Below are 25,726 nucleotides of genomic sequence, written 5' to 3'. Positions count from 1 at the left end.
GACTGATTTGAATCGAAGAAAGGTTCTCTCAGAAGTAGCAGAGCTAATGACAACCTACTGTGAAGGTTGTTTCTTACATAAGCATTTAAAAAATGAAAATGGTCGCAGGAATGCACATCGATTTTGCATTACTCAGTGCACAATTGGTGAAAGAATAAAGAAATATGGAGAAAAGCTGTAAGCACAAGAAAAATACTTTAGAGCGCCTTGGCTAGGGAAAGTAAGACAGTTTAGAATAGAAGGCGTTCTTTGCCTTCCATTTTGAAATGGCTAATGACCGGGTGATTGGTACTGGAGCTGGATGTTCAGGTACGTATTTACGATTGATAAAATTGCACAATTCCAAACAAATAAAAAGGCTGGCACGGATACCAGCCTTTGAACATTTATATGGACAAAAAATTAAAGTTTAACTACGTTAGAAGCTTGTGGTCCACGGTTTCCATCAACGATTTCAAAAGAAACTTCTTGACCTTCCTCTAATGATTTGAAACCATCACCTTGGATAGCTGTGAAGTGAACGAATACATCGTCTCCGCCTTCTACTTCGATGAAACCGAAACCTTTTTCATTGTTGAACCATTTTACTTTACCGTTTTGCATGTAACTTTTCCTCCTAAGCCTTACGAGACACTATTCTGTGTCTAAGCGAAAATATTATCATTTAAACAGGATATGTTTCACTATTATTTTCTAATATCGGAAATAAATTCTGTTAAATGATAACACTAATATACATGAATCTCTATTTTCAGTCAACAAATCCAGACCTATTTTACAAAAATGTAATATTTCTTTTAAAATTCAGATAATTTCTATATCTATAAATATATTATAATGAATGAATAGGAGAAAAGGTGTGGGTAAGAAGTTCGGCAAATTAAAAATGTCCTTTTAGAGGGGGATGAATCTTTACACTCGCTTTCCAAACAAAAGAAAGTTCTTTTGAAAACGCTCTAAGTTTGTTATCCTTTACATAAATGTAATATATTACAAGGTAGGTGTTCTTTTTGAAAAGAACTCAGGTTCAACCACATGGGAAACTAACTCCTTTAACTGTACCAGAAGTAGATGAATTATTAAATTCTTTCAAAATAGACCCACTTGATCAAGTTACGAATAAAAAGTCTATTCGAATTGAAGAAATCTGTCAGAAAATTGACGAGGCATCTCACCAAATGGAAATGATTTTTCAGGAGATTGCTAGAACGCGTTTGGTTCCTATTCAGGAGATCAAGCGAGAGATCCTCCCGACGATCATTCAAGCGGCTGAAATTCCTCATTTGTATCACTTATTCTATGAGCTAAATGAAAAAGATGAGTATACTTATCGACATACGATTTGCGTAGGGATTATTGCCACAATTATGGGGAAATGGCTTGGTTTAAACACAAAGGAAATGGAAGAATTAACACTTGGTGCAACATTACATGATATCGGAAAAACGGTGGTTCCAAAGGAAATTCTGAATAAGCCTGGTCCCTTAACACAAGAAGAATATGAAGAAATGAAAAAGCACACGATGTACGGGTATGAGCTATTAAAGCAAATTGATGGAATATCGGAGCGTGTGGCACTTGTCGCTTTACAGCATCATGAAAGGGAGGATGGAAAAGGCTATCCATTCCAATTGCAAGGACATGAGCTGGATGTGTTTTCAAAAATCGTTGCAATTGCGGATGTTTTCCATGCAATGTCATCTGCCAGAGTTTATCACCAAGCGGAGCCTTTTTATGTAGTTATTCAACAAATGAAAAAAGATGTATTTGGTAAATTTGACCCGAATATTATGCTGATCTTCCTCTTTAAGATGATGGACAGTCTTGTTGGAAGACGTGTGTTACTCACGGATGGGTCTATTGGCTCCATCGTAATGATCCACCCTTACGATCCTCTTAAATCATTGATACGATTGGATGATCAACTCATTGACTTACGCTATAATACCAGCCTTCAAATCGCGAGAATTTTAGATGACCGCTAAAAAAACATAAACATATTTCCTTCCTTATCACATATCTTTTAATAAATATGAGATAAAAGGGTGAGGATATGTATCGATTTTCCATTGAAGAAGAGGATTGGATATTGAGGTTCTCTCCCAATCTACAAATGGAAGAAGCCATAAAAAAAGCTGTTATTCACAGCATTATGCACTTAAGTAAACAGCTACCTAAGATTCCACATGGTGAATCATTCGCGATCTTTAATGATGAACAAGGATTGATGATTTTTAACGTGGAAAAAATTCCTTCGCTGATTCTTACTCTTGCTCATATCATTCCGAGAGATCGCTGGTATAAACAACAGAATACCCATCTCTTTCCATATGTAGATTAGCGCGAAAAGGGTAAACTAGAGTTATTCAACATCAGGTTTACCCTTTTTTCTCCAGAAATGCTTCACTCGATTTAAAGTGATAGTTAGCTGCTTCACCACACTTGATGACTTCGATTCTTTTTCCTCATACAAATGATTTGTCCGAACAAAGATGAACTGACTGATCTCTTCAATTACAATGAGTGTGACAAAACCAACAATTATCCAAGTGATCCACATAGCCATATTCTACCCTCCTAAAAGACAATACCTGTCCTCTATTATTCTATTTACATTCCCTTTTTTTAGAACCAGTAATCAGAAAGAACTTTACTCTTGTTATATGTTAAGCTTAAAATAGAAACTTAGATTTTTAACTGAAAATGACCTTGAAAAAAGAGCGAAATTAGTGGCATGTTGCCATTTAAATACATTCAATAGGATGAGTTAACTCTATCGTAAGTCGCTAATCGAATACTATTTTTATTATAGGAGCATAAAGATATGAAGTTAATAATTGCTGAAAAGCCTGATCAAGGATCGACACTCGCTTCTGTTTTTAAAACGAAAAAACATCAAGGATACATTGAAATTGTTCCGAATGATGTCTTTGTAAATGGTGCCTTCGTCACATGGGCAGTCGGGCATCTTTGTCAGCTTGTACCTCCTGAAGCATACGAAGCCAGCTGGAAGAAATGGTCGTTAGACACGCTGCCAATTGTTCCTGATCAATTCCAATATGAGGTTACACGGTCAAAAGCGAAGCAATATTCCATCATAAAAAATTTATTAAACCATCCTCAGGTTTCTGAAGTGATACATGCCGGTGATGCTGGGCGTGAAGGGGAACTCATAATACGCAATATCATCAGGCTTTCAGGCATTCGTAAACCGATGAAGAGACTTTGGATTTCCTCCTTGACACCGAAAGCCATCCTCGATGGATTTCGCTCTCTTAAGACCGAAGAAGATACAAGAAGCTTGTATTACGAGGCGTATACGAGAGCGTGTGCTGACTGGGTGGTTGGGATGAATGCTTCTCGCTTATATAGCTTGCTGCTACAAAAGCTAGGATTTTCTGATGTTTTTTCCGTTGGGAGAGTGCAAACCCCCACATTAGCATTAATTGTGAAGCGGGAAAAGGAAATTGAGAGCTTCCTTTCAGAGCCTTTTTGGGAAGTACAAGCCCAATTTAATGTAGAAGGGAAAAAGTATAAGGGGAAATGGGAGAAGGATGGCGATTCAAGGATTACCGATCAAGCATTGGCTAAAAAGATTGCCGCCTTTTGCGAACAAAAAGAAGCGGAAGTTATCTCGGTCGAGTGCGAAAAAAAAGAGTATATGCCACCTATGCTTTATAACCTTTCTGCCTTGCAAGCAGATGTCAACCGCAGGTATAAATTCTCTCCAAAGAAAACCCTCGATATTCTTCAAAAGCTATATCAAAAAGGGATCGTCTCTTATCCAAGGTCGGACTCTAGATTTGTAACGGAAGGGGAAGCAGAAGCATTTCCAGATATTCTACAGAAGCTGAACAATTTAAATGACTATGAGCATTTATTTCCTCTTCCGAATCCTTCCATTCAGGACAATAAACGATATGTGAATGATAAAAAAGTGACCGATCACTATGCCATCATTCCAACTGAACAGGTTCCTAACCTCGAGAAGCTGAACGCCGAGGAGCGAAAGCTATACGATTTGATTGCTCGAAGCCTAATTGCCGCCCACTATGGAAAAGCAATAACAGAATATACGACAGTTACAACTAGTGTAGATGGTAGAGCGCTTTTTGTTTCAAAAGGAAAGGTTCAAGTAGAGGAAGGCTATAGAAAGGTCATTCCATCGCAGGATAAAGAGAAAGACCCTCTTTTACCGCCATTAGAAAAGGGAGAAAAAGGGAAGGTCCAAGCGGTTGAGGTAAAGGAGAGTAAAACACAGCCTCCTAAGCGTTTTACAGAGGGTCAGTTAATTACATTAATGAAAACGGCTGGTAAGCATATTGAAGATAAGGAACTAGAAAAGGTGCTAATGAGTACTGAGGGGTTGGGAACAGAAGCAACTCGTGCAGGAATTATTACAATGCTGAAAGAGCGTGCCTATATCGAAATTAGTAAAAATATTGTTTATCCAACGGCCAAGGCGAAAATTTTAATTGAAGCGATTGGTGAGGAAATTCTGGCTTCACCTGAAATGACAGCAAAATGGGAGCAGCGTCTGAAGGAAATTTCGGAGGGGAGCGCAAACCCGAAGCAATTTATGGAGCAAACAAAGAAGATGATTGCGCATTTGATTTCCAGTACGATAGAAACATCAAACCAATGGGAATTTGCAAATGAAGACAAAGAGGAGTTTGTGCCTAGGAAGTCAAAGCAGAAACGAGCAGTCAATTTAGGGGCGTGTAAGAAATGCGCTGGCAGGGTTATTGATAAAGGTAGCTTCTATGGGTGCTCATCCTATAAAGAATCTAAATGTGATTTCACCATTTCAAAGAAAATTCTCGGAAAATCGATCACTCAAAAAAATGTCAAGCTGTTACTGACAGATGGGGCGACCGAAATGATTGAAGGGTTTAAGGGGAAGGAAAAATCTTTCAATGCAAAGTTGATATGGGATGAAAAGCAGCAAAAATTAAACTTCATGTTTGAAAATAGTCACAATTAATTGGTTTCATTACGTTATAACCTTGTTTCCAATTTGTGTGTATAGTAAAATTTTATTGATTATCTGTATTTTTTCGGCTCTGATTTAGGATATAGTTGTATTTACCTTCTAATAGACTCATGTTGGAGGCTAAAACAGAAGAATAAATAGACCATATTTTTTCAGTGCGTTAAGTAAATTAGGAGGTACGGAATGCCAACACCAAGTATGGAAGATTATATTGAACAAATATATTTATTAATAGAAGATAAAGGGTATGCTCGAGTTTCAGACATTGCGGAAGCATTATCCGTTCACCCCTCCTCAGTAACGAAAATGGTTCAGAAGCTGGATAAGGACGAATATCTTGTGTATGAGAAATACCGAGGGCTAATTCTTACACCAAAAGGAAAGAAAATAGGGAAAAGATTAGTTTATCGTCATGATTTATTAGAGCAATTACTTCGTACGATTGGTGTAAAAGAAGAGCAAATTTATGAAGATGTAGAAGGAATCGAACATCATTTGAGCTGGGACGCAATCGATCGAATTGGAGATCTAGTTCAATTCTTTGAGGAAGATGCTACAAGAGTAGATGAATTAAGAGAAATCCAACGTAAAAATGAAGAACAGCAAGACACCTAATCCTTTTGGATAGGTGTCTATTTTCTTTTTTTAAATGTGTAGCAGCACTTTTTTATGGCGTCAAGTGTGAAGAAAGAGTCGATTAGTGATAATTGGGGAGATCGTCAAAGCTTTTATTTTCGCTTAAGGAGACGACCGGCAGTTCATATGACTCACTATGCTGTTCATTCACAAAGGCCCCGCCAATAATACCTTCCTCTATTTCTTGAATGGCTTTTCGATAGGAGATTATTCGCCCCTCTGAGGTTTGAAAGCTGATTAAGTCTCCATAGTGATTGCGATAAACACCTACAATTTGCTCCTCTAGCATATAAATTCACCTTTCTATAATGGAAAATATCTAGTTATTTCTATTGTTACACGTTTATGATGAATATAATCAAAGGAAATCGCTATTCTATCTCGAATTGTAAGAGAAGACAACTATTTGCAGGGAGGAAGGACATGGCGCCATTTGATTGGAAAGAAGAATCAGAACGTGTGTGGAATCAGAAATCAGATTATTGGAGCTCCAATAGTAAAGAGATGTGGGATGCAGGTAGCCGTAAGGATATTGTTCCGTTTTTTATGAAGCATCTTCCAACTGGTAGTCATATTTGTGATCTTGGCTGTGGAGATGGATATGGATCATTAAAGCTTGTACAGGGAGGATACAGGGTTACGGGTGTAGATGTATCAGAAGAGATGATTGAGAAAGCAAAAATCGTGACAGAAGGAATGGATATATCATTTATCAAAGGGGATATTGCTCATTTACCGTTTGAGGATGAAGCATATGATGGAACCATGGCTATTAATAGCTTAGAATGGACAGAGAGCCCCTTGGCAGTAATTACGGAAATGAAAAGAATGGTTAAGACAGGCGGAGTGGCATGTATTGGGATTCTAGGCCCCACGGCTAAACCACGAGAAAATAGCTATCAAAGGCTATACGGAGAAAAGGTTGTATGTAACACGATCATGCCTTGGGAGTTTGAAAGGCTAGCCACCGAAAATGGTTGGGAGAAGATCGATGAACTAGGAGTATTTAAAAGAGGGGCAGATCAGCTCCCAAAAGGCTCGTTGTCAGGCGAACTCCAGCAGGCACTGTCCTTTATGTGGGTGTTTGTCTTAAGAAAGTCCAATTAATAGCAATTGACAAATTTGTATGAGGTGAACAATATGAACCGTTATTCAATTGAAGAATTTGTGAAGCAAACGAAGCAGCAAGATAAGGGTGAAGGCTTATTTGAGCTTGAAACCGAAAGAATGCTTGAAATTAACCTTTCGAATCAAATATGGGCAAAGTCGGGTGCAATGGTTTCTTACCGTGGACAAATAAAGTTTGAACGGGAAGGAATTCTTGAGCACGGGCTTGGAAAAATGTTTAAGAAAGCCCTGACTGGAGAAGGAACTTCACTTATGAAAGCAACAGGAAATGGAAAGCTATATCTTGCGGACCAAGGGAAGAAAATCTCTATTCTCCAGCTACAAGGTGAATCGATCTTCGTAAATGGAAACGATCTTTTAGCGTTTGAGCCATCCATCAACTGGGATATTAAGCTAATGAAGAGAGTGGCCGGTATGCTTGCAGGGGGACTATTCAACGTAAGACTTGAAGGAACAGGTATGGTAGCTATTACCTCACATTATGAGCCATTAACGCTACTCGTTACTCCAGACAATCCAGTATATACAGATCCAAACGCAACAGTTGCTTGGTCAGGCACATTAGAGCCAGAATTTGTAACAGACATCTCTTTTAAAACATTTCTTGGAAGAGGGAGTGGTGAATCCATTCAAATGAAATTTCAAGGAGAAGGCTTCGTAGTCGTTCAACCGTTTGAAGAAGTCTACTTAAGCCAGCAGTCCTAGAAAATCATCCGTTCGTATAAATAGAGCCTTACATATTCAAAAGAAATTCAGACAATAGGAAAGCTCATAGTGTATTGAGCTTTCCTATTGTCATTAATCACATTTTTTAGTGAGAGTTATTCCAATGAAGTAAAAATACCAAACTGACTGATTGGAGAGGAAGAAGCTTGAAGAACGCCCCAAGGAGTCAAGCGCCAGGAGCGGAATTCACGTTATTCCTCCAACCACTCTAGATCAAAAACGAGAATATCAAATTGTACATATTAAGGTTTGAAGAATTATGGTAAAGTGAAGACACATTGAAATAAGCGATGGATATCTATTTAAGAGGCTTTTAGAACGGGTTACTAGACGCTGCTAATTCCTCTATACATTACTGGGGGTACACATGAACGAATTAACGTATACAAAACTATTGAATTTAACCATTGAGAAATATTTAAATGAGAGTAGCTTAGAAGCTTATCAATTTATAACAGAAAATGAAAAAAAAGTGCCAGGGAAGCATGCGCAGATCTTTAATTTTAAATACGCTCTAGCAAGTGCTGCGGGACTAGAAAAAGAAGCATTAGATATTATGAAGGAAGCAGTGATTGACCATGGCTTTTGGTATTCATATGAATACCTTATGGATGATGACGATCTAAAGCCTCTACACCAATATGAAGAATTTCAACAGCTAGCACTTGTTTGTAAAGAGCGCGAGGAGGAAGCCAAAGCTAATTCAAAACCGATAGTAAAAGAGATCTCACCAAACAATGAAAGCGAAACCACACCCGTATTAGTTGCTTTACATGGAGATCAGGAAAATATCGAGCTTACTGAAAAACAGTGGGGAAGTGCTGTTCAAAAAGGGGCGAAGCTCGTATTGCCTCAATCGTCACAAATTCAATTCTCAAATGGGTATGAATGGAGTGATGTAGAGAAGGGAGCGGGGGAACTTCTCCAACATATTAGTAATTCAGAGAATAATCCTGTCTTATTAGGTGGATTTTCAGCAGGTGCACAAGTAGCCTTATACACGGCGCTCCATGAACAACTACATGTAAATGGATTAATTTTGGTTGCCCCTTGGCTTCCAAACGTAAAGGAATGGGAAGACAAGATCGTAAGGCTGAAAGAACAAAACATTCCATGCTATGTGATTTGTGGAGATCAAGATGAGGATTGCTTCGCTTGCACAAATACTTTTGTACAATTGCTTGAAGATCATCAGATTCCATACACCTATCAATTGCTTCCTGACTTAGATCATGATTATCCGAGTGATTTTGATGAATTATTAGCCGAGGCACTTACAATGATGATGAAATAATATGTATGAAGAAATGCCAGCTATTTCAGCTGGCATTTCTTTCTGTATATTCGAACTTGGTGGCTTTTCATAAGCAATTAGGCTGAATCATGTTGATTTTGAAGCTTTTTCATGGTTTTCTTGTACTTCTTTAACGAATAAAACCAGTCAGAATAGGAAGCTTTTGTTTGAAAATCCGTTGACACAAACATGACAGCGAAATAAGGGAGGAAACGATAATGTATAGACAAAGTCAAAATCAGGTGCATTTGAAGCAATAGAAGTACCCAATATCAATAAAACAGCTTGAGACATGGCAGCACTTCCGCTAACGGCTGGGTCAATTTGTGCCAAAGCTGCAAGCCCATTGCCAATAACAATATGTGAAGTTGTATCCAAGCTTATCCCTCCTTGACTTCCAATTGGGTAAAACTTTCACCATATTGATCTGCCATATATACAATTTTTTCGGCGGCTCCTTGTTGATATATACGAGAGAGATTCCGCTTAATTGATTGGGAAATGTGTTCATTTGCTATGATTTGTTGGACAGCATTCATCGTCTCTGAATGAGAATGAGCGATTAGAGCAGCTCCAATCTCAGAAAAATAATTGGCATTCTCCTCTTCTTGCCCAGGAATCGGTCTATACAATATTAAGGGAGCTTGTAAGGCTGAAACTTCTGTTAATGTAATTCCGCCAGGTTTAGTAATTATACAAGAAGAGATGGAAAGGAGCTCATGAATCCCTTCTACGTATGGATAAAGGCGGAAGTGTTTTGGATGTTTTAATAAAATCGGCTGCAGCTTCTCGAATAGCCCTTCATTTTTTCCACATACTGCAACAACTTGCAACGAAGGATTTTGTAAAAGTTGATGACATAACATTTTTACATCACGTAACACTCCATAGGCTCCTGCAAGAATCGTCACGATTTTCTTATGGGTAGAGAGGAAATGCTTTTTGTGTACCATCTCTTTGTCGATTTCTTGTTCAAACTCGCGGCGAATTGGAATACCAGAAACAGTGACCTTTTCTTTTTCCACTCCATACCATTGTAACGTTTGAGACACTTTCTCCGAGCTGACAAAATACTGATCTATTAGTGGATTAATCCAATATGGATGCGCACAGTAGTCTGTAATAACGGTAAAGGTTGGGATGGACATATTGAACTTTTTTAACAAATAGGGAGCGACGTGGATTGGAAATGTAGTGATGATAAAAGCTGGCTGATAAGTTCCTACTAAATGCAGAAATTTCTTTTGGCCTAAGTACTGAGAGAATTGTGTTAAGCCTTTGTCATGAAGCTTATTTGTACCATAATAAAACCATTTATAAAACTGGGTACCATAAGAAAAACTTTTCATTAATAATGCTTGTGTAATCGTTGAAAAAGCAGGGTAAGATTCTCCAAAAAGATCAGAAACGATCGGAGTGTAGCCTTTTTCCTTTAATTCTGCTGCTAGAACTTTGGCGGCTTGAACATGTCCGCTGCCGTAATGAGCTGTTAGAATTAATACAGTAGGACCCTTCAACATAAAAACCTCCATCACTTTTTCTACAGCTTACCATTCAGTTGTAAGGGAAATATGAAGGGACAACCATAAAATGTAAAGAAAATGAAAAAATTATTTAAATTTTCAGAGGAAAGAAATGAGTAGAATTAGTAGGGGATGAACCTACTAATTCCATTCATATGGAGTAGCTTGATACACAAAGTAATTTAACCAATTTGAAAAAAGAAGATGGGCATGTGAGCGCCAACTATTTATAGGCATTTCATTTGGATTGTCGTTAGGAAAATAATATTTGGGAAAGGGAATGGTTTCAAGCCCTTTTTCTCGATCTCTATTGTATTCATCCTCCAGTGTGCCTGTATCGTATTCTAAATGACCAGTAATCATAATATGTCTAGCATCTTTGGAACGAATGATAAGTGCACCTGCTTCATCTGATGAAACAAGTAACTGTAGTGCTGGATTGGTGAGAATTTCTTCGATAGAAACGTCTGTATATCTCGAATGAGGTGCGAAAAATACATCATCAAACCCTCTAAGTAGCTTATCCTTTCTATGCCTTATTGTATGAGGAAACACGCCAGTACATTTTTGAGCAAGCTCATATTTGTCGACACCGTAATGGTAATAAAGTGCGGCTTGGGCTCCCCAACAAATATGTAAAGTAGAAGTGACATTCTCTTTGCTCCAGCTCATAATTTTAGTCAGTTCATTCCAATAGGCGACCTTTTCAAAAGGAAGATGCTCGATGGGTGCACCGGTAATAATCATCCCGTCAAAGCGCCGGTCCTCCACTTCTGAAAATGCACAATAAAATTGATTTAAATGATATTTACTTGTATTTTTTGACGTATATGTTGATGTCTTGAGGAATGTTACATTCACTTGAAGGGGTGAATTTCCTAATAAACGCAGAAGCTGAGTCTCTGTTTTTTCTTTTTCTGGCATTAAATTTAGTATCAGGATATTTAACGGGCGTATATCTTGCCTTATGGCTCGATCTTCATCCATTACAAAAATATGCTCTGATTCTAAAATTTCACGGGCTGGAAGAAGCTTTGGAATCTTAATTGGCAACGCGTCATCCTCCTTATTTTTTTAATATTCTTATTATATAGACGATTGGGCGATGCCGCAATGCTTGAACTGAGTAAACACCAAGAATCGGCAATAATTGATACTTATAACAATCTGCTGGTGGTAAAATATATAAGAAAGGCTGTTTTCCTATACATGGTTGCTTTAGATACATGGGCAGTTTTCCGCTTCTTGATTGTCGCTTGACGAGGGGTGGGCGGTGAGCCTCTTCTTCTTTATCTGCGGGAGCTCACTTTATTATTGCTTTCGTATCCTTCCGCTCCAAACGGCTTGCCTTCGTTTGAAGAAGGGAATCTTACAACAATTCAATAGAAAATAGCCATAGGATTAGTCACTCGTAGGACAGAATGGGGGATCATAATGAAGACCAAGGTCAAATCAGATTTAGAAATTGCACAACATTCGAAGATGGAACCAATTAAGACAATTGCTGAAAAGCTAGGATTACATGAAGATGATCTTGAATTATACGGAAAATACAAAGCGAAAATCTCGTCTTCTGCACTAAAGCGAATTGAAACGAATACTAGCGGAAAGGTCATTCTCGTGACGGCTATCAATCCCACTCCAGCTGGGGAAGGGAAATCGACTGTGACGGTAGGGCTTGGTGATGCCTTCAATCGCCTTGGAAAGAAAGCGATGATTGCAATGCGTGAGCCTTCACTAGGACCAACGATGGGAATAAAAGGTGGTGCAGCAGGGGGCGGCTATGCTCAAGTCCTACCAATGGAAGATATTAACCTGCATTTCACTGGTGACCTACATGCAATTACGACTGCAAATAATGCATTGGCAGCCTTAATAGATAACCATTTACAGCAAGGAAATCAGCTTGAAATTGATCAAAGAAGAATTGTATGGAAACGTGCAGTTGACTTGAACGATCGTGCCTTAAGAAAAGTGGTTATCGGTTTAGGTGGTCCTATTCAAGGAGTGCCAAGGGAAGACGGATTTGATATTACTGTCGCATCTGAGATTATGGCTGTTCTTTGCTTAGCAAAGGATCTCCAAGACTTAAAGAGACGGCTTTCTAATATGGTCATTGCCTATAACCATCAGAAACAACCTGTTACGGCTGGAGATCTGGGTGTAGAAGGCGCCTTAACCCTCCTTTTAAAGGAAGCGGTGAAGCCGAATCTCGTTCAAACAATTGAACATACCCCAGCATTGGTTCATGGGGGACCGTTTGCAAATATTGCCCATGGCTGCAACAGTGTCATTGCCACGACAGCTGCTGCTAAGCTTGCCGATTATGTCGTTACAGAGGCTGGTTTTGGCGCAGATCTTGGAGCGGAGAAATTTCTACATATTAAAGCTAGAAGTGCTGGGATAAAACCAGAGGCAGTTGTAATTGTTTCAACTATTCGAGCATTGAAAATGCATGGAGGTGTAAAAAAGACCGACCTTGCAAATGAGAACGTAGAGGCATTAAGAGCAGGCTTTGCCAATTTGCAAAAACATGTTGAGACGATTCGTAACTTTGGACTCCCATTTGTTATAGCGATTAATAAATTTGTTACAGACACGGAAGAAGAAATCAAGACCTTATTAAGCTTGTGTGCCGAGGAGAATATGCCTGCTGCATTAACCGAAGTATGGGAGAAAGGGGGAGAGGGTGGCCTAGAATTAGCCGAAAAATTAATTGAAGTAACAGAGAAACATACAGATACCTTTACCCCTTTATATGAATTAAGTGATCCAATTGATGAGAAAGTGAGAGCGATTGTCCAGAAGGTTTATGGAGGAAAGGAAGTAGAATTCTCATCAAAAGCCAAAAAACAACTTGAGGACTTCGAAAAATTTGGCTGGAGTCACCTCCCAATCTGTATGGCAAAGACACAGTATTCACTTTCTGATGATCAAACGAAGATTGGAAGACCTGATGATTTCACCATTACTGTTAGAGAGTTTAAGCCAAGTATCGGGGCTGGTTTTATCGTCGCCTTAACTGGTGATGTAATGACCATGCCTGGACTGCCAAAGGAACCAGCTGCCCTGAAAATGGATGTCGACGAACAAGGGAATGCGGTCGGCTTATTCTAACTTGTAGGCTCTGTTTGAAAACAACGTATGATCTTGACGATGCGGCGCATCAACTAGATTCGTTTGATTCTGGAAGAAGTAGTTCACAGCAATTGCGTTTCTGTTTTTATAAATGAGGTGAAACCATGTTTGATCCGACAGCTTTTGAAAATATGAAGGTTGTACTAGAAGGTGCTGTATATGATAGGGATTTGAGTGGAGAGATTCTTGTGATCGATCGAAACGATCTGATCAATACCGCTAAGCTTTCCAGACGATATGAAATACAGTTTCGATTAAACCGGCAAAAGGATAACACTAATACGTGTACAATTATGTTGCACGCAGGTCTTGAACATATGGCAGCAGAGCTCTTGCCATCCGCTTTAAACGATAGGTTAGTAGGCTGTATGTTACAGATTCGTTTCTCTGCTCAGCATGTAAATAATAGGCAAGTCATAGAAAAGTTAAGGGCTACCGTCGATGAGATTTGGCAAGGAAGATCCATTCAGCAGACGATCACTTTCAATCCGATGAAACCGTCTGACCTTGTGACAAGTGAATTAACGGTTGATTTTAACCGGCTGATTCTTGAAGAACAAATCGATGATCTAGTGGATATGGTTGACTATATGCTGAAGACTCTAGCGCGTATCCCCGCAATCATCTAGCATATTCATACTCGTCTTTTAGCGAAATAGGGTATAATCTATGGACAGGAGGTGTTTGATTTGAGTATTTATCAATTTGAAGCAGATAAAGTAAACGGTGAGAAGGTATCCCTTCAAGATTATGAAGGAAAGGTTCTTTTAATTGTGAATACAGCTAGTAAATGCGGCTTCACTCCTCAATATAAGGGCCTGCAAGAGCTATATGAGACCTACAAGGATCAAGGGTTCGAAGTACTAGGTTTTCCAAGTAATCAATTTATGAATCAAGAGCCTGGAACCGAAGCAGAAATCCAAGAGTTCTGCCAACTAAACTTTGGGGTTTCTTTCCCTTTATTCGCAAAGGTAGATGTGAATGGAAAGGATGCGCATCCCCTTTACAATTACTTAACGGTTGAAGCACCAGGGATGCTTGGTGTCAAAGCGGTTAAATGGAATTTTACCAAATTCTTAATTGACCGAAATGGCAAGGTCATCAAAAGATTTTCTCCAAACACCAAGCCAGAAGAACTGAAAGACGATATTGAAAAACTATTATAAACAAAAAGCATCGAGGAAAAATCTCCTCGATGCTTTTTATTTCACATACCTTCTCTCAAAATGGGAAATTTGTAGAAAAAAGAAAATAATAATTTTTCAGAAAAATATTTACAATTTAACCAAAGAGAAATACGATTAAAGTGGAAATCATTCCTAATAAGGATGAGGGGAGAAGGTTCGATTGACATTAACGAAAAGCATTCAAGTTGTAGAATATCATGAAGGACTGGCTGCAGGAATTGCGAAAATGTGGAATATGAGCCGTGATAGCTGGGGCGGAGATTCACGTATACATACTGAAGAAGAGATTAAGAGAAAAGAAGAGAATTCGGGAAACATAGCATTATATTTAGCTGTTGAGGGGGATGAAGTTGTTGGGTATTGCAGCCTATGCCCATATAAAGAGGATGTTGGATCTTTATATATTCCTTTACTAAACGTACGGCCTGACTATCATGGAAAGAAAGTAGGCAAGCTGCTCGTATTAAAGGCTTTAGAAAAAACAATAGAGCTCAATTGGCCCCGATTAGATCTATACACTTGGCCAGGAAATACAAAAGCGGTCCCACTATACAAGAAAACAGGTTTCTTCTGGGAAGATCGTGACGATGTGACACACCTTATGAATTTCATCCCTTATGTTCTTCATACGCCGCTCTTAAAACCAATTTTTTCCGAGTTAGATTGGTATAAAGACAGTGTAAGAGAAATAAAGGTTCAGCCTGACGGCGCTGTAACAAATGGGTTTACCTTCTATGAATATGAATGGAAGAAGGGTGATCATTATGCTCGTGTTCAGTTTGAGCGTTCTGGCAGAGGAATGCGATTGATTGAGACCAATGATTTGGAAGTTGAACTTGCTTTAAGCGATCAAGAAGTGATTGAGGACGACACCGTACCATTCACACTTAGAGTGAAAAATAAAAAGAATACGCCATTCCCATTAAAGGCTGTTGCTCATTCACATGAGCGGATTGGGTGCGACTTCAAAGTTGAGAGATTAGTAGAGGACGAACTAACCATCACAGGAGATTGTCATATTCTCCATGGAGAGGAAGTCAGTATTTGGCACACACACCCAACACTTACTATAACGGTTTGGATTGATGGAGAAGCATGTGAATTAAAGCTAGGAATGAACCCGAAAAAACCAGCAAAGCTTAAAGGAAAGAAAGCTGGCAATCTGGCTTTCTTAGCAAAGAAAACTCATTTCCAAGTAGAAATTCAGAATAATTTTAAAGAAGCTGCACATTATCAGCTCTATTTCCCTGAGGATGAATTACTAGAGCTTGAGGTGGGTGTGTTCCAAGTAGAGTTAGCTGGAAATGAACGAAAAACGATTACCATTCCAGCGGTTATAAAAGAGTTTGGGTTTTACCAGCCGACAATTACCGTTGAAGCAATGAAAGCAAATGGTACGATTCTAAAATATACCGATAAAATCGGTATTCCGTTTAAAGGCTTTGGGGAAAAGTTTGGCGGTGAAACAGATGAATTCTGGAAAATTTGCAATGGGAATTATGAGGTGAATGTTAGAAAACGGGACGGACTCATTACTGCTTGTAGAGATTCTAAGCAGCAACAAGATGTTGCGTTCTTCCCATTGAAGCTAGGAAAGCCTTTTTCAACAGAGTTTACGAAGAAAAAGCCTACAAAGGTTGATTGGGATTATGATCATACCCAAATTACTTCTAAGCTTCAATATGATTCAGAAGCATTTCCAGGCCTTACACTCACATTAAATCTATCCCTATACGGGGAGGGGCTACTAAAGCTTAGTGGAGAAGTCGTCAACGATGGTGAAGTCGATTATGAACAAGTATTTACCGATCAAACCTTCTATCAAGAGCTTTCTGAGCCAGTTCTTCCAATTGAGAATGATGTGGTTAGCTTTAGCGAAAAGAAATTGCTAGGATTTGAAGAATTACGTTCACATAGTTTTACAGAGAATTGGGGCTTTTTTAACAATGAAGGGAACCCTTTTGGCTTTTGCTGGTCATCTGATAGTAAAGCATTTATCGAGAGCTGGCAATTCCATTTTGAAAACGAGCTTGGTGCTATTAAGAAAGGTGAAACAAAGACGATCCCTCCTGTCTATCTCTCAATCGGAGCTTTTCAAGAGTGGGAGGAGTTAAGAGTCTTTGCTACTGAAGGCGATACACTTGCCGGGAGTCGACTCGTTAAAGAGGGAGAAATCCAACTTGAGCCGATCGCGAAGTCCGATACAGAAGCCATTTCGATTAAACTTAAAAATTATCGAAACCAATATTTATCTGGTAATCTATCTCTCTATTTGGATGATGAGCACCTGAAAACTTTCCAATTCCATGATGATCATGAACAAACGGAATTTCATACGAAATTGCCAAAGGGAAGGAAGCAAGGTGCCACCATTCTTAAAGGGATTTTTACTGGAAAAAGCACAACCGTGTTAGCGGAAGAATTACTTCTTCTTCCGGGTGAATCTAAATTGTCACAACGCATAGAAGAAGGTGAAAAGAAAACATATGTCGTAAATAATGGGTGTATTACGATAAAAGCAGCTCCGGACTTTTTCCCTGGAATCTATTCCATGACTGTAAAAGGAGAGGAGTGGCTTGATACGTCATACCCACAAACCATCGCAAAAGGCTGGTGGAATCCATGGGGAGGGGGACTTAAAAATAGTCCTACGCAAGTAAGTACGTTTTCCCTTGTGAAAGAACCAACTGCTGTCGAGTTTGCGCAATTGCAGGATGAGCTTGGGAATGTGTGGAGTGGTGTCTCCTTAACGACAAAAATCAGCGAGCACAAAGACTGGAAGGGACTTGAGTTTGTGCAGTACTACGTTATGCTTCCAGACATCCCTGTTCTAGCAAGCTATACGGTAATTAACCAATCTGGCGGGAAAGATTTACAGGACCTTCAGTGGGGAACAGACCTCTTTTTACGTGGGGAAGAACATAATAAGCTTAAAGTCAATCATTTAGATCCATCCATTGAAAAAAGCTACTCAGCCGGAAATGAGGAATTTTTGATTCGTTTAAAAAACATGGCAATTGAATGTGAAGGACGAGAAGAGAAGCTTTATTTCATCCATCAAAACAACATGCACGCATATATGAATAAAGAAGTGTTTGAGGTTACGTTAGATCAAAAGGTAATGCAGAAGGAGACTGGAACATACACACTATCGCCGATGTTTATGTTCTTTGATCAGAGGGAATTGTCAAATGATAGCTTTGAAAAGCTAGCGAAGTTGAAATTTGTTAGGAAATGAAGGAGTTTTCATGAAAATCATTGATGCACACTTACACTATTCCAATATTCAATCCTTTAAAGAAACAGCAAGGGATCTTTCATTTGTTGAATATTCATATGAAGGAATCCAAAAAGAATATCAAGAAGCCAATGTCGTTCTAGGAATTGCTATGGGTTTGACAGAGACAGATGGGATGGGCTTTCCAGATGAAAGAGCCATAACGCCAATGGGATTAGATTTAGAAAGCGAAATCCCTGAAAATATAGTATATTGTGCTGGTATCAATCCTTACGATCTAAATGAGCAATCATTAAAACGATTGGAAGAGGAAATCCAAAAGCCAAATGTTGTTGGAATGAAAATCTATTTAGGCTATTACCCTTTTTATGCATATGATGAGGTCTATGAGCCGGTATACGAGTTAGCAGAGAAGTATCGCTTACCAGTTGTATTTCATACAGGAGATACCTACTCAGAACGTGGGTTATTAAAATATGCCCATCCACTAACAATCGACGAAGTTGCCGTCAAGCATCGAAATATTAATTTTATGATGGCTCATTTCGGTGATCCATGGGTATTGACTGGTGCAGAGGTCATTTATAAGAACCGGAATGTGTATGCTGACCTATCTGGATTAATTGTGGGAACAGAAGAGGTTCTAGAAAAACGTAAAAATGATTGCTTTATGGATCACTTACGCCATGCTCTCGTATTTGCAGATTCCTATGACAAGTTGTTATTTGGAACAGACTGGCCACTTATTCCAGTTGCACCCTATATCGAATTTATCAAAGGCTTCATCCCGCCAAAATATCATGAAGCCGTATTCTATCAAACTGCGATAAAGGTTTTCCCGAAAATCGAACCATTCTTAAAGTAAGAGGATAGACATTTATTAGAAAGCTGCAAAGAATGGGCACGGATGAAAGCAAATGAACCTATTCGTATAATATTGCGGAATTGAAAAAGGCACTTATGTAAAAAGGAATTCCTTTTTTACATAAGTGCCAATTCTATTTACTAGCATCAATAATTAGGACGTGATTTTCCAGCTAAGGTCGTAAGGGGAAGATAATCTCTTTGGTAGTGGAAATGCAGCTTCGATAGCTTCTGTTATTTCTTCTGCCATATTTAAAACAACGGATAATTCCGTGTTCTGCAAGACTTGATCTGCCAAAAAACCGCCAACATTGACGACGCCGGCAATTGAAAAATCCCCAATATGCGGTAGATTTTTACCAACTCCTGCACCAGGCTTTAATCCGCCTTCCTCAACATAAAACTTTCCAATGGAGCTAACCTTCCCAAGCATTGAGTCTATCACAATGATTATTTTGTTCTTAGGAATCTTTGCTAGTTTATCCTCTATATTTGTACCGTGAACGGTATCATTAATCGTACCAATGACATTTTGGTAGCCTCTCTTTTTTAAAAACGAGCCAACTAATGGCCCTAATGAATCCCCAGTTGAGCGATCCGTTCCAATACACAAAAAAACTACTTGATAATAACCTAACTGCTTTGGAATGACGTCCTTTAACGATTGAGATAATGCTAAAGCATTTAAGGGCTTTCGTAATGTGTTCAACTGGATCTACCCCCTTTTAATTTAAGAGAACGCGCTGTAAATAGACTAACTGATTTACATAAAATTAATATACATATAATAATATTAACATATATAATAAGAGAAAAGGTTTAATATTTTTAAATATTCAAAAAACTTTTCTGCACAATTCGCCAACATCATTTAGAAAAGTCATGATTCATGTTTACACACAGATTTGAATAGTATGGGAAAAAGGGGGTTGCATGATGAAGAAAATTGCGTGGGTTACCGATAGCACGGCCTTTCTAGATGAAGAATTATTTCACCATCCTGATGTATACGTTGTTCCAATGACTATATTAATTGATGGAATGGAATACGTGGATGGGAAGGATCTTACTCCAAGTCAATTGTTCGAGAAAATAAAGCAGTGTAAAACTCCACCGAAAACCTCCCAGCCATCTGTAGGAGCCTTTACAAAGCTCTATCAACAGCTTGCAAAGAACTATGATCAGGTCATTTCACTACTCGTTTCTGCCAAATTAAGTGGTACCGTATCGTCAAGTAGACAAGCCGCAAAGTTAGTTTCCATTCCAGTTCTCACCATTGACTCTAAGATCTTATCTTATCCTCTTTCAGTGTTAATTAAGCAGAGTATTAGCTGGAACTCTAAGGGGGTTGAAGGGTACGAAGAGGAAATCCATAAACTGATTGATACAAATGAGGCATATGTTCTCGTTGGGAGTTTAGAGCAACTTCATCGAAGCGGGAGAATGTCAGGATTAACATATGTAATGGGAAGTCTATTAAATGTAAAGCCAATTATATCTGTTGAAAATGGCCTGCTCCAGATGAAAGAGAAAGCAAGAACGATGCGAAGTGCCAAGGAAAAAATATACTCATATATTCGGAAATCACATCATGCGAATCAATTGAAAGAAATCTATCTTTTATATGGCCTGAATGATGCATTGGCAGAAGAATGGAAACAGGAACTTAAAAGAGAATTTCACGATGTCACAATAAATTGTTATCCACTTGGTTCAGTGATCGGCGTTCATGCAGGAGAACATACGATTGGTGTCAGTTGGTTTAACGGATTGGTATGAGTCAGTATTTTTGACTATAGATGGGAAGGAAACGGTGTTTTCAGTTCCTGGGGCTTGCTTTCAGAGGGGGCTTCATGCGTCCTAATCGGATGCTACTGTAGAAGCTTAGTGAACCGCCAATTCTTTTACTTACAATCACTAGATTTGGTTAGGTGCTACATTAAATTACCAATGGTCAAAAAAGTGCAGAAATGCACTTTTTTATCATTTTAATTGTATATTTAAGCAAAAGTGAGCGAACGCTCCTTTTATGAGCGAACGCTCCATCTCTTTGATATTTCGCTCCATTTTCGTGGATTTCGCTCCTATTCGACAAAAAGCCGCTCCATTTTAACTCATTTTCGCTCAGAGGAGGGTGTTTTTCGCTCAAAATCGGGTTTTTCAATTGATTTCTTCTTATCATTAGGGTGATTTATCCAAAGAAAGAGTCTGTTTACATGAAAAGAACCCTTAGCTTGATACCATTCTCACGTTTTTCACCCGAATCATTTACCTCATTAAGACCCTTCATGGTAAAATAGAAAGCATGTGAAAGTGGGGTATTCAAATGAAAGAACAGATACATAAGACAGAGCTATTCGTTCAACAAGCGCTAGCAATGGATTCTACAGGACATGATTGGCATCATATTGAAAGAGTAAGAAGAAATGCACTTTACATATGGGAAAAGGAAAAGCAAGGTGATCGCTTTGTAATCGAAATGGCAGCGCTTCTACATGATATACCAGATGAAAAGCTAAATGAATCAGCAGCATCAGGGGAAAAGAAGTTAATGGATTTTCTGCAAACGTTACATTTAGAGAAGGAGCTTCAGCAGAAAATAGTGGAAGTAATCGATTCTATATCATTTAAAGGAGGGCATAACCCGCCTCCATTATGGACGGAAGGAAAGATTGTTCAAGATGCTGATCGACTGGATGCGATTGGTGCAATTGGGATTGCAAGAACCTTTGCCTACGGAGGAAAGAAGGGGAGGTCAATGTATGACCCTTCAAAGAAAGCTAGGGAGCAAATGACAATGGAAGAGTACCGAAATGGAGACTCCTCAACGGTTCAACACTTTTATGAAAAGCTATTCAAGCTAAAAGACTTGATTCATACAGAAACGGCACGAGCGATGGCGGAAAAACGCCATCTATTTATGGAACAATTTTTAGAAGAATTTTACGAAGAATGGAATGGTCAGTTTTGAAAATGATATCGATAGAAAATGTGTCAAAGACCTACGGTGAAAAGGATTTATTCGATTCCATTTCCTTTACAATAGCTGAAAAAGAGCGTGTCGGCTTAATTGGAGTGAATGGTACAGGGAAATCCTCCCTCTTAAAAATAGTAGCGGGTATCGATCAACCTGACTCAGGTGAAATCTCTTGCGGGAAGGATTATAAAATTGCCTATTCCTCACAGCAGCCTGAATTAAATGGGGAGTTAACCGTGCTAGAGCAATTATTTGAAGGGGATGCTCCGATCCTTAAGCTTTTAAAGGAATACGAGCTGACACTACACGAGCTAAATAGCTTCCCAAATGATTCAGCCATTCAGGATAAGCTTTTTCAGTTACAAAAGCAGATGGATGCCCAGCAAGCATGGGATGCAAGTACAAATGCAAAAACGATTTTAACAAAGCTTGGCATTGAGGATTTTTACAAAAAGATTGGCGAATTATCTGGCGGGCAGAAGAAGCGTGTTTCACTAGCACAGACGTTAATTCAAACGGCTGATTTACTAATATTGGACGAGCCTACCAACCATTTAGACTTCGACTCAGTCAAATGGCTAGAAGAGTATTTAGGAAGGTATCAAGGAGCAATTCTTCTTGTTACCCATGATCGTTACTTCTTAGACCGCGTCACGAATCGGATTTTTGAATTAGATGGCGGGAATTTATATAGCTATAAAGGGAACTATGCCGCATTTTTAGAGGCAAAAGCCATTCGTGAAGAGAACGAAGCAGCAACGATTGACAAACAGAGGAACTTGTATCGCCGTGAACTAGAATGGATTCGCCGTGGCGCGAAAGCAAGAACAACGAAGCAGAAAGCCCGTATCCAGCGATTTGAAAAGCTTGATGATACATTAGCAGGTGTCAAAACGAGTGAAAAGCTAGACCTTTCCTTAAACGGCAGTCGTCTTGGAAAACAAGTATTTGAATTAAAGGATGCATCAAAATCATACGGGGGACAAGTACTATTAAATCATTACGACTTGCTTGTGAAGCCAGGAGACCGATTCGGGATTATTGGTAGGAACGGAGCTGGAAAATCAACGTTATTAAATATTTTAGCAGGCAACATTCCATTAGATGCCGGCGAGCGTGTAATTGGGCAAACGGTGAAAATTGCCTACTATACTCAGGAAAATGAGAACCTTGATGAAAATAAACGGGTTATCGAATATTTAAAGGAAACGGCGCAAGTAATTGAGACATCTGATGGAAAGACAATTTCAGCCACACAAATGCTTGAACGCTTCTTGTTTCCTTCCTATACACATGGAACAATCATTCGAAAATTGTCAGGGGGAGAAAAGCGCCGTCTGTACTTACTTAAAATCCTTATGACAGAACCAAATGTGCTGCTGCTAGATGAGCCGACAAACGACTTAGATACGCAAACGTTAACCGTGCTTGAGGATTATCTAGAGGAGTTCCCTGGCGTCGTCATAACTGTTTCCCATGATCGCTATTTTCTAGATAAAGTAGCAGAACAGCTAATCGTGTTAAATGGAGAAGGAAATATTGACTCATTCTACGGAAATTACAGCGATTACTTAGACAAGCAATCAGAAAAAGCAGTCACTAAGGAAGCGCGCAAAAAAGAGGAACCTCCCGTTGAACAAGTAAAGCAAAAGAAAAAGAAACTAACTTACAACGAACAGAGAGAGTGGGCAGAAATGGATGGGAAAATCGAGGCGGCCGAAACAAGACTCGAAGAAGTAGCGAAAGAAATGGAGAGCATTGGCAGTAATTTTGAAAAAGCTCAACAGCTCATGGCCGAAGAAGCAAGCTTAAATGAAAAGCTCGAGCACTTAATTGAGAGATGGAGTTACTTGTCTGAAATAGTAGAAAATAGCTAATCCTGCCTCCTCATCATGAGCACAACATATGATACCTCTATGTCGTTATGCTAAAATGAACGAAGATAACAATGTATTAATAGTGTAAAGGATGAGCGGAAATGAAGATTCAATCAATTGAACCGACACCAAGTCCCAATACGATGAAAATTATCCTAGATCAAGAGCTACCAATGGGAAAAAGCAATAATTATAAAAAAGACGCAAGCGATGGGGCTCCCCAAGTCATTCAAGATATTCTTCAAATTGAAGGGATAAAAGGAGTCTATCATGTAGCAGACTTCTTAGCTGTTGAACGTAATGCAAAATACGATTGGAAGGACCTTTTGCCTAAAGTAAGACAAAGCTTTGGTGAGTCGACTGAAGATCTACAACAGGAGAAGCAAACGATTGATGAGCATTTTGGAGAAATCAACGTCCAGGTTCAAATGTATAAAGGGGTTCCGATGCAGGTTAAGCTCTCTGATGGAACCGAAGAGCATCGCTTTGGCTTGCCAGAAGCATTTGCTAAAGCAGTTGCCGAAGTTCAAAATCCGAATGATAATGTTGTAATGACCCGTCGCTGGAAAGATTTAGGGGTTCGTTATGGTGAATTCCAAGAGGTTGGGAAGGATATTGTGGAGGAGCTTGCTGCTGCATATCCAGATGATCGATTGCAATCGATCATTCAGCAAGAGAAAAATCCGGAATCGAAAGCAACAATCACTTCAAGAAGTCGTCAGAGACTTTCAAATACAGATTTAGATCATCCAGATTGGCGCAAACGTTACCAGCTTCTCGAGCAAATGGAGGATCCGACAACAGAGCATCTTCAATTATTGGAAAAAGCTTTGCAGGATGAAAAGGCTTCGATAAGACGCTTAGCAACTGTATATTTAGGGATGATTGAAGACCCGTCCGTACTCCCATTGCTGTACAAAGCACTTAATGATCCTTCAGTTACGGTACGCCGAACAGCAGGAGATTGCCTGTCAGATTTAGGGTTTAAGGAAGCAATGGAAGAAATGATGGACGCCTTAAAAGATACAAGTAAGCTCGTGCGTTGGAGAGCAGCGATGTTTCTTTATGAAGTAGGAGATGAACAGGCTTTACCAGCGTTAATAGCTGCTGAAGATGATCCAGAGTTTGAAGTAAGCATGCAAATTAAATTGGCCATTGAACGGATTGAACACGGTGAACAAGCTAGAGGCTCTGTATGGAAACAGATGACTGAAGCAAGAAAGCAATGATAAGAAAGCACGCCTTAATGTCACAACAACATTAAGGCGTGTTTTTTAGTTGAAATTGGAGTGGTTTTTCTTCCAGTGAAAGGGGCTTAAATTGATAGCCTAACTCTTGAAGGGTATGGATTAGTTCAGGTAATGCTTCCATCGTCATTTTTGTATCATGCAGGAGAATAATAGGGGAGGTATCGTGCTTTTTAAGCTTGTTCACTTGACTTACGATTGAATGAACCATTTGTTTAGGCGTTTGACCATTCTTCCTCCAGTCATGGCTATCCACGTTCCAATCCCAATAAATATAATGAGCTTTATGTAAGTTGTGTTGCTGCTCCGGTGTTAAATGCGGATAGCTCCCAAATGGGACTCGAATTAACTTTGTTCCGGTTCCAGTAATCCGCTGTAATTCCTCGTTACAATCATCCATTTCGATAACAGGCGACATAGAATCCTTATAAAAGTCTTCTACTGTATGTGTGACGCCATGACAGCCGATGGTGTGTTTTTTTTCCCCTACAGTCCGAACAACATTCGGATAGTTAATCATATTTCCTTTTAGTAGGAAAAAAGTTGCTTCCACATTCAGCATGTCCAAAATTTGAACAATTGAATCTGTAAAACGCGTTGGTCCATCATCAAAGGTTAAATAGATAGTAGGCACTTCTTCAATAGAGAATCCATCGAGCATTTTAGTCGTTAGAGAAACTTCTTTTAAATGGTGTGTAAGACTAGGAGACTCAGCTTCTACTGTTTCCTCAAACGATATTTGCTCTGCAAATGAGGAGCTGAAAAACATGAAAAAAGTCATTAGAATTAAACTCAAGTATGTAGCTATTTGTCGATGGAATGCTTTCACTAGTGTCAAACTCCCTCTCTTATGCTAGTACTATATCATCATATGATAATTAAATAGGCGATAATAGGG

The 25,726-nt window shown here is 39.0% G+C and carries 25 protein-coding genes; 17 read left to right on the top strand and 8 right to left on the bottom strand.

What is annotated here, in order from left to right; translation table 11 throughout:
• The first annotated feature begins 7 nt into the window (after nt 1-7).
• Nucleotides 8-181, top strand: coding sequence for a zinc-finger domain-containing protein (locus LS684_RS12845; protein WP_233806488.1), 174 nt, complete (start codon nt 8-10; stop codon nt 179-181).
• A gap of 221 nt (nt 182-402) precedes the next feature.
• On the opposite strand, the gene cspD is transcribed toward LS684_RS12845, so the two are convergent.
• Nucleotides 403-603, bottom strand: coding sequence for a cold-shock protein CspD (gene cspD, locus LS684_RS12840; protein WP_233806486.1), 201 nt, complete (start codon nt 601-603; stop codon nt 403-405).
• A gap of 407 nt (nt 604-1,010) precedes the next feature.
• Here cspD and LS684_RS12835 point away from each other — a divergent pair, with 407 nt between their 5' ends.
• Both LS684_RS12835 and LS684_RS12830 read left to right on the top strand, forming a co-directional pair.
• On the top strand, nt 1,011-1,985 hold the full coding sequence (locus tag LS684_RS12835; RefSeq protein ID WP_233806485.1) for an HD-GYP domain-containing protein: 975 nt from the start codon (nt 1,011-1,013) through the stop codon (nt 1,983-1,985).
• A gap of 68 nt (nt 1,986-2,053) precedes the next feature.
• The gene (locus LS684_RS12830; RefSeq protein ID WP_233806484.1) at nt 2,054-2,341 is read left to right on the top strand and encodes a hypothetical protein; all 288 of its coding nucleotides are present in this window, start codon (nt 2,054-2,056) and stop codon (nt 2,339-2,341) included.
• Between the two features lie 21 nt (nt 2,342-2,362).
• Here LS684_RS12830 and LS684_RS12825 read toward each other — a convergent pair whose 3' ends face one another.
• Nucleotides 2,363-2,566, bottom strand: a complete 204-nt coding sequence (locus LS684_RS12825; protein ID WP_233806483.1) for a hypothetical protein — start codon at nt 2,564-2,566, stop codon at nt 2,363-2,365.
• Nucleotides 2,567-2,824: 258 nt separating this feature from the next.
• Here LS684_RS12825 and LS684_RS12820 point away from each other — a divergent pair, with 258 nt between their 5' ends.
• On the top strand, nt 2,825-4,984 hold the full coding sequence (locus LS684_RS12820) for a DNA topoisomerase III (protein WP_233806482.1): 2,160 nt from the start codon (nt 2,825-2,827) through the stop codon (nt 4,982-4,984).
• Between the two features lie 192 nt (nt 4,985-5,176).
• Nucleotides 5,177-5,608, top strand: coding sequence for a transcriptional regulator MntR (gene mntR / locus LS684_RS12815; RefSeq protein ID WP_233806481.1), 432 nt, complete (start codon nt 5,177-5,179; stop codon nt 5,606-5,608).
• A gap of 82 nt (nt 5,609-5,690) precedes the next feature.
• Here mntR and LS684_RS12810 read toward each other — a convergent pair whose 3' ends face one another.
• Nucleotides 5,691-5,918 carry a DUF3892 domain-containing protein gene (locus tag LS684_RS12810; RefSeq protein ID WP_233806480.1) on the bottom strand — a complete coding sequence of 76 codons (228 nt, stop codon included), beginning with the start codon at nt 5,916-5,918 and terminating at the stop codon, nt 5,691-5,693.
• Nucleotides 5,919-6,052: 134 nt separating this feature from the next.
• Between LS684_RS12810 and LS684_RS12805 the strand changes: the two genes are divergently transcribed.
• From LS684_RS12805 to LS684_RS12795, 3 genes are all read left to right on the top strand, one after another.
• Complete coding sequence (locus LS684_RS12805; protein WP_233806478.1) at nt 6,053-6,736, top strand: class I SAM-dependent methyltransferase; 684 nt, start codon at nt 6,053-6,055, stop codon at nt 6,734-6,736.
• Between the two features lie 33 nt (nt 6,737-6,769).
• A complete protein-coding gene (locus tag LS684_RS12800) occupies nt 6,770-7,462 on the top strand; it encodes an AIM24 family protein (protein ID WP_233806476.1) in 693 nt (230 codons plus the stop codon).
• Between the two features lie 388 nt (nt 7,463-7,850).
• Complete coding sequence (locus LS684_RS12795; RefSeq protein ID WP_233806474.1) at nt 7,851-8,777, top strand: alpha/beta hydrolase; 927 nt, start codon at nt 7,851-7,853, stop codon at nt 8,775-8,777.
• A gap of 147 nt (nt 8,778-8,924) precedes the next feature.
• Here LS684_RS12795 and LS684_RS12790 read toward each other — a convergent pair whose 3' ends face one another.
• The 3 genes from LS684_RS12790 to metA form a co-directional block, all read right to left on the bottom strand.
• Nucleotides 8,925-9,155 carry a metal-dependent hydrolase gene (locus tag LS684_RS12790; RefSeq protein ID WP_233806472.1) on the bottom strand — a complete coding sequence of 77 codons (231 nt, stop codon included), beginning with the start codon at nt 9,153-9,155 and terminating at the stop codon, nt 8,925-8,927.
• A 2-nt stretch (nt 9,156-9,157) separates the two neighbouring features.
• The gene (locus LS684_RS12785; RefSeq protein ID WP_233806469.1) at nt 9,158-10,297 is read right to left on the bottom strand and encodes an MGDG synthase family glycosyltransferase; all 1,140 of its coding nucleotides are present in this window, start codon (nt 10,295-10,297) and stop codon (nt 9,158-9,160) included.
• Nucleotides 10,298-10,441: 144 nt separating this feature from the next.
• Entirely contained in the window at nt 10,442-11,353 is a 912-nt protein-coding gene (gene metA, locus LS684_RS12780; protein WP_233806468.1) for a homoserine O-acetyltransferase MetA, read from the bottom strand.
• 381 nt (nt 11,354-11,734) lie between these two features.
• On the opposite strand from metA, the gene LS684_RS12775 reads away from it, so the two are divergent.
• From LS684_RS12775 to LS684_RS12755, 5 genes are all read left to right on the top strand, one after another.
• Nucleotides 11,735-13,417, top strand: coding sequence for a formate--tetrahydrofolate ligase (locus LS684_RS12775; RefSeq protein ID WP_432418772.1), 1,683 nt, complete (start codon nt 11,735-11,737; stop codon nt 13,415-13,417).
• A gap of 125 nt (nt 13,418-13,542) precedes the next feature.
• Nucleotides 13,543-14,067 (top strand): hypothetical protein, encoded by a 525-nt coding sequence (locus LS684_RS12770; protein ID WP_233806467.1) that lies wholly within the window; start codon nt 13,543-13,545, stop codon nt 14,065-14,067.
• 60 nt (nt 14,068-14,127) lie between these two features.
• A complete protein-coding gene (locus LS684_RS12765; RefSeq protein WP_233806466.1) occupies nt 14,128-14,604 on the top strand; it encodes a glutathione peroxidase in 477 nt (158 codons plus the stop codon).
• A 181-nt stretch (nt 14,605-14,785) separates the two neighbouring features.
• A complete protein-coding gene (locus LS684_RS12760) occupies nt 14,786-17,863 on the top strand; it encodes a GNAT family N-acetyltransferase (RefSeq protein ID WP_233806465.1) in 3,078 nt (1,025 codons plus the stop codon).
• Nucleotides 17,864-17,873: 10 nt separating this feature from the next.
• On the top strand, nt 17,874-18,728 hold the full coding sequence (locus tag LS684_RS12755; protein ID WP_233806464.1) for an amidohydrolase family protein: 855 nt from the start codon (nt 17,874-17,876) through the stop codon (nt 18,726-18,728).
• Between the two features lie 153 nt (nt 18,729-18,881).
• On the opposite strand, the gene yyaC is transcribed toward LS684_RS12755, so the two are convergent.
• A complete protein-coding gene (yyaC, locus tag LS684_RS12750; RefSeq protein WP_233806463.1) occupies nt 18,882-19,436 on the bottom strand; it encodes a spore protease YyaC in 555 nt (184 codons plus the stop codon).
• Nucleotides 19,437-19,660: 224 nt separating this feature from the next.
• Between yyaC and LS684_RS12745 the strand changes: the two genes are divergently transcribed.
• From LS684_RS12745 to LS684_RS12730, 4 genes are all read left to right on the top strand, one after another.
• Nucleotides 19,661-20,506 (top strand): DegV family protein, encoded by an 846-nt coding sequence (locus LS684_RS12745; RefSeq protein WP_349293057.1) that lies wholly within the window; start codon nt 19,661-19,663, stop codon nt 20,504-20,506.
• A gap of 541 nt (nt 20,507-21,047) precedes the next feature.
• The gene (locus LS684_RS12740; RefSeq protein ID WP_233811646.1) at nt 21,048-21,698 is read left to right on the top strand and encodes an HD domain-containing protein; all 651 of its coding nucleotides are present in this window, start codon (nt 21,048-21,050) and stop codon (nt 21,696-21,698) included.
• On the top strand, nt 21,695-23,581 hold the full coding sequence (locus LS684_RS12735) for an ABC-F family ATP-binding cassette domain-containing protein (RefSeq protein ID WP_233811645.1): 1,887 nt from the start codon (nt 21,695-21,697) through the stop codon (nt 23,579-23,581). The genes LS684_RS12740 and LS684_RS12735 overlap by 4 nt, the downstream gene beginning before the upstream one ends.
• 101 nt (nt 23,582-23,682) lie before the next feature.
• Complete coding sequence (locus tag LS684_RS12730) at nt 23,683-24,810, top strand: conserved virulence factor C family protein (RefSeq protein WP_233806462.1); 1,128 nt, start codon at nt 23,683-23,685, stop codon at nt 24,808-24,810.
• Between the two features lie 31 nt (nt 24,811-24,841).
• On the opposite strand, the gene LS684_RS12725 is transcribed toward LS684_RS12730, so the two are convergent.
• Complete coding sequence (locus LS684_RS12725; RefSeq protein WP_233806460.1) at nt 24,842-25,657, bottom strand: polysaccharide deacetylase family protein; 816 nt, start codon at nt 25,655-25,657, stop codon at nt 24,842-24,844.
• Nucleotides 25,658-25,726 lie beyond the last annotated feature (69 nt).

The organism is Cytobacillus spongiae (assembly GCF_021390075.1).
The sequence above is the reverse complement of the archived record's forward strand: the minus strand, read 5'-3'. Positions and strand labels throughout refer to the sequence as shown.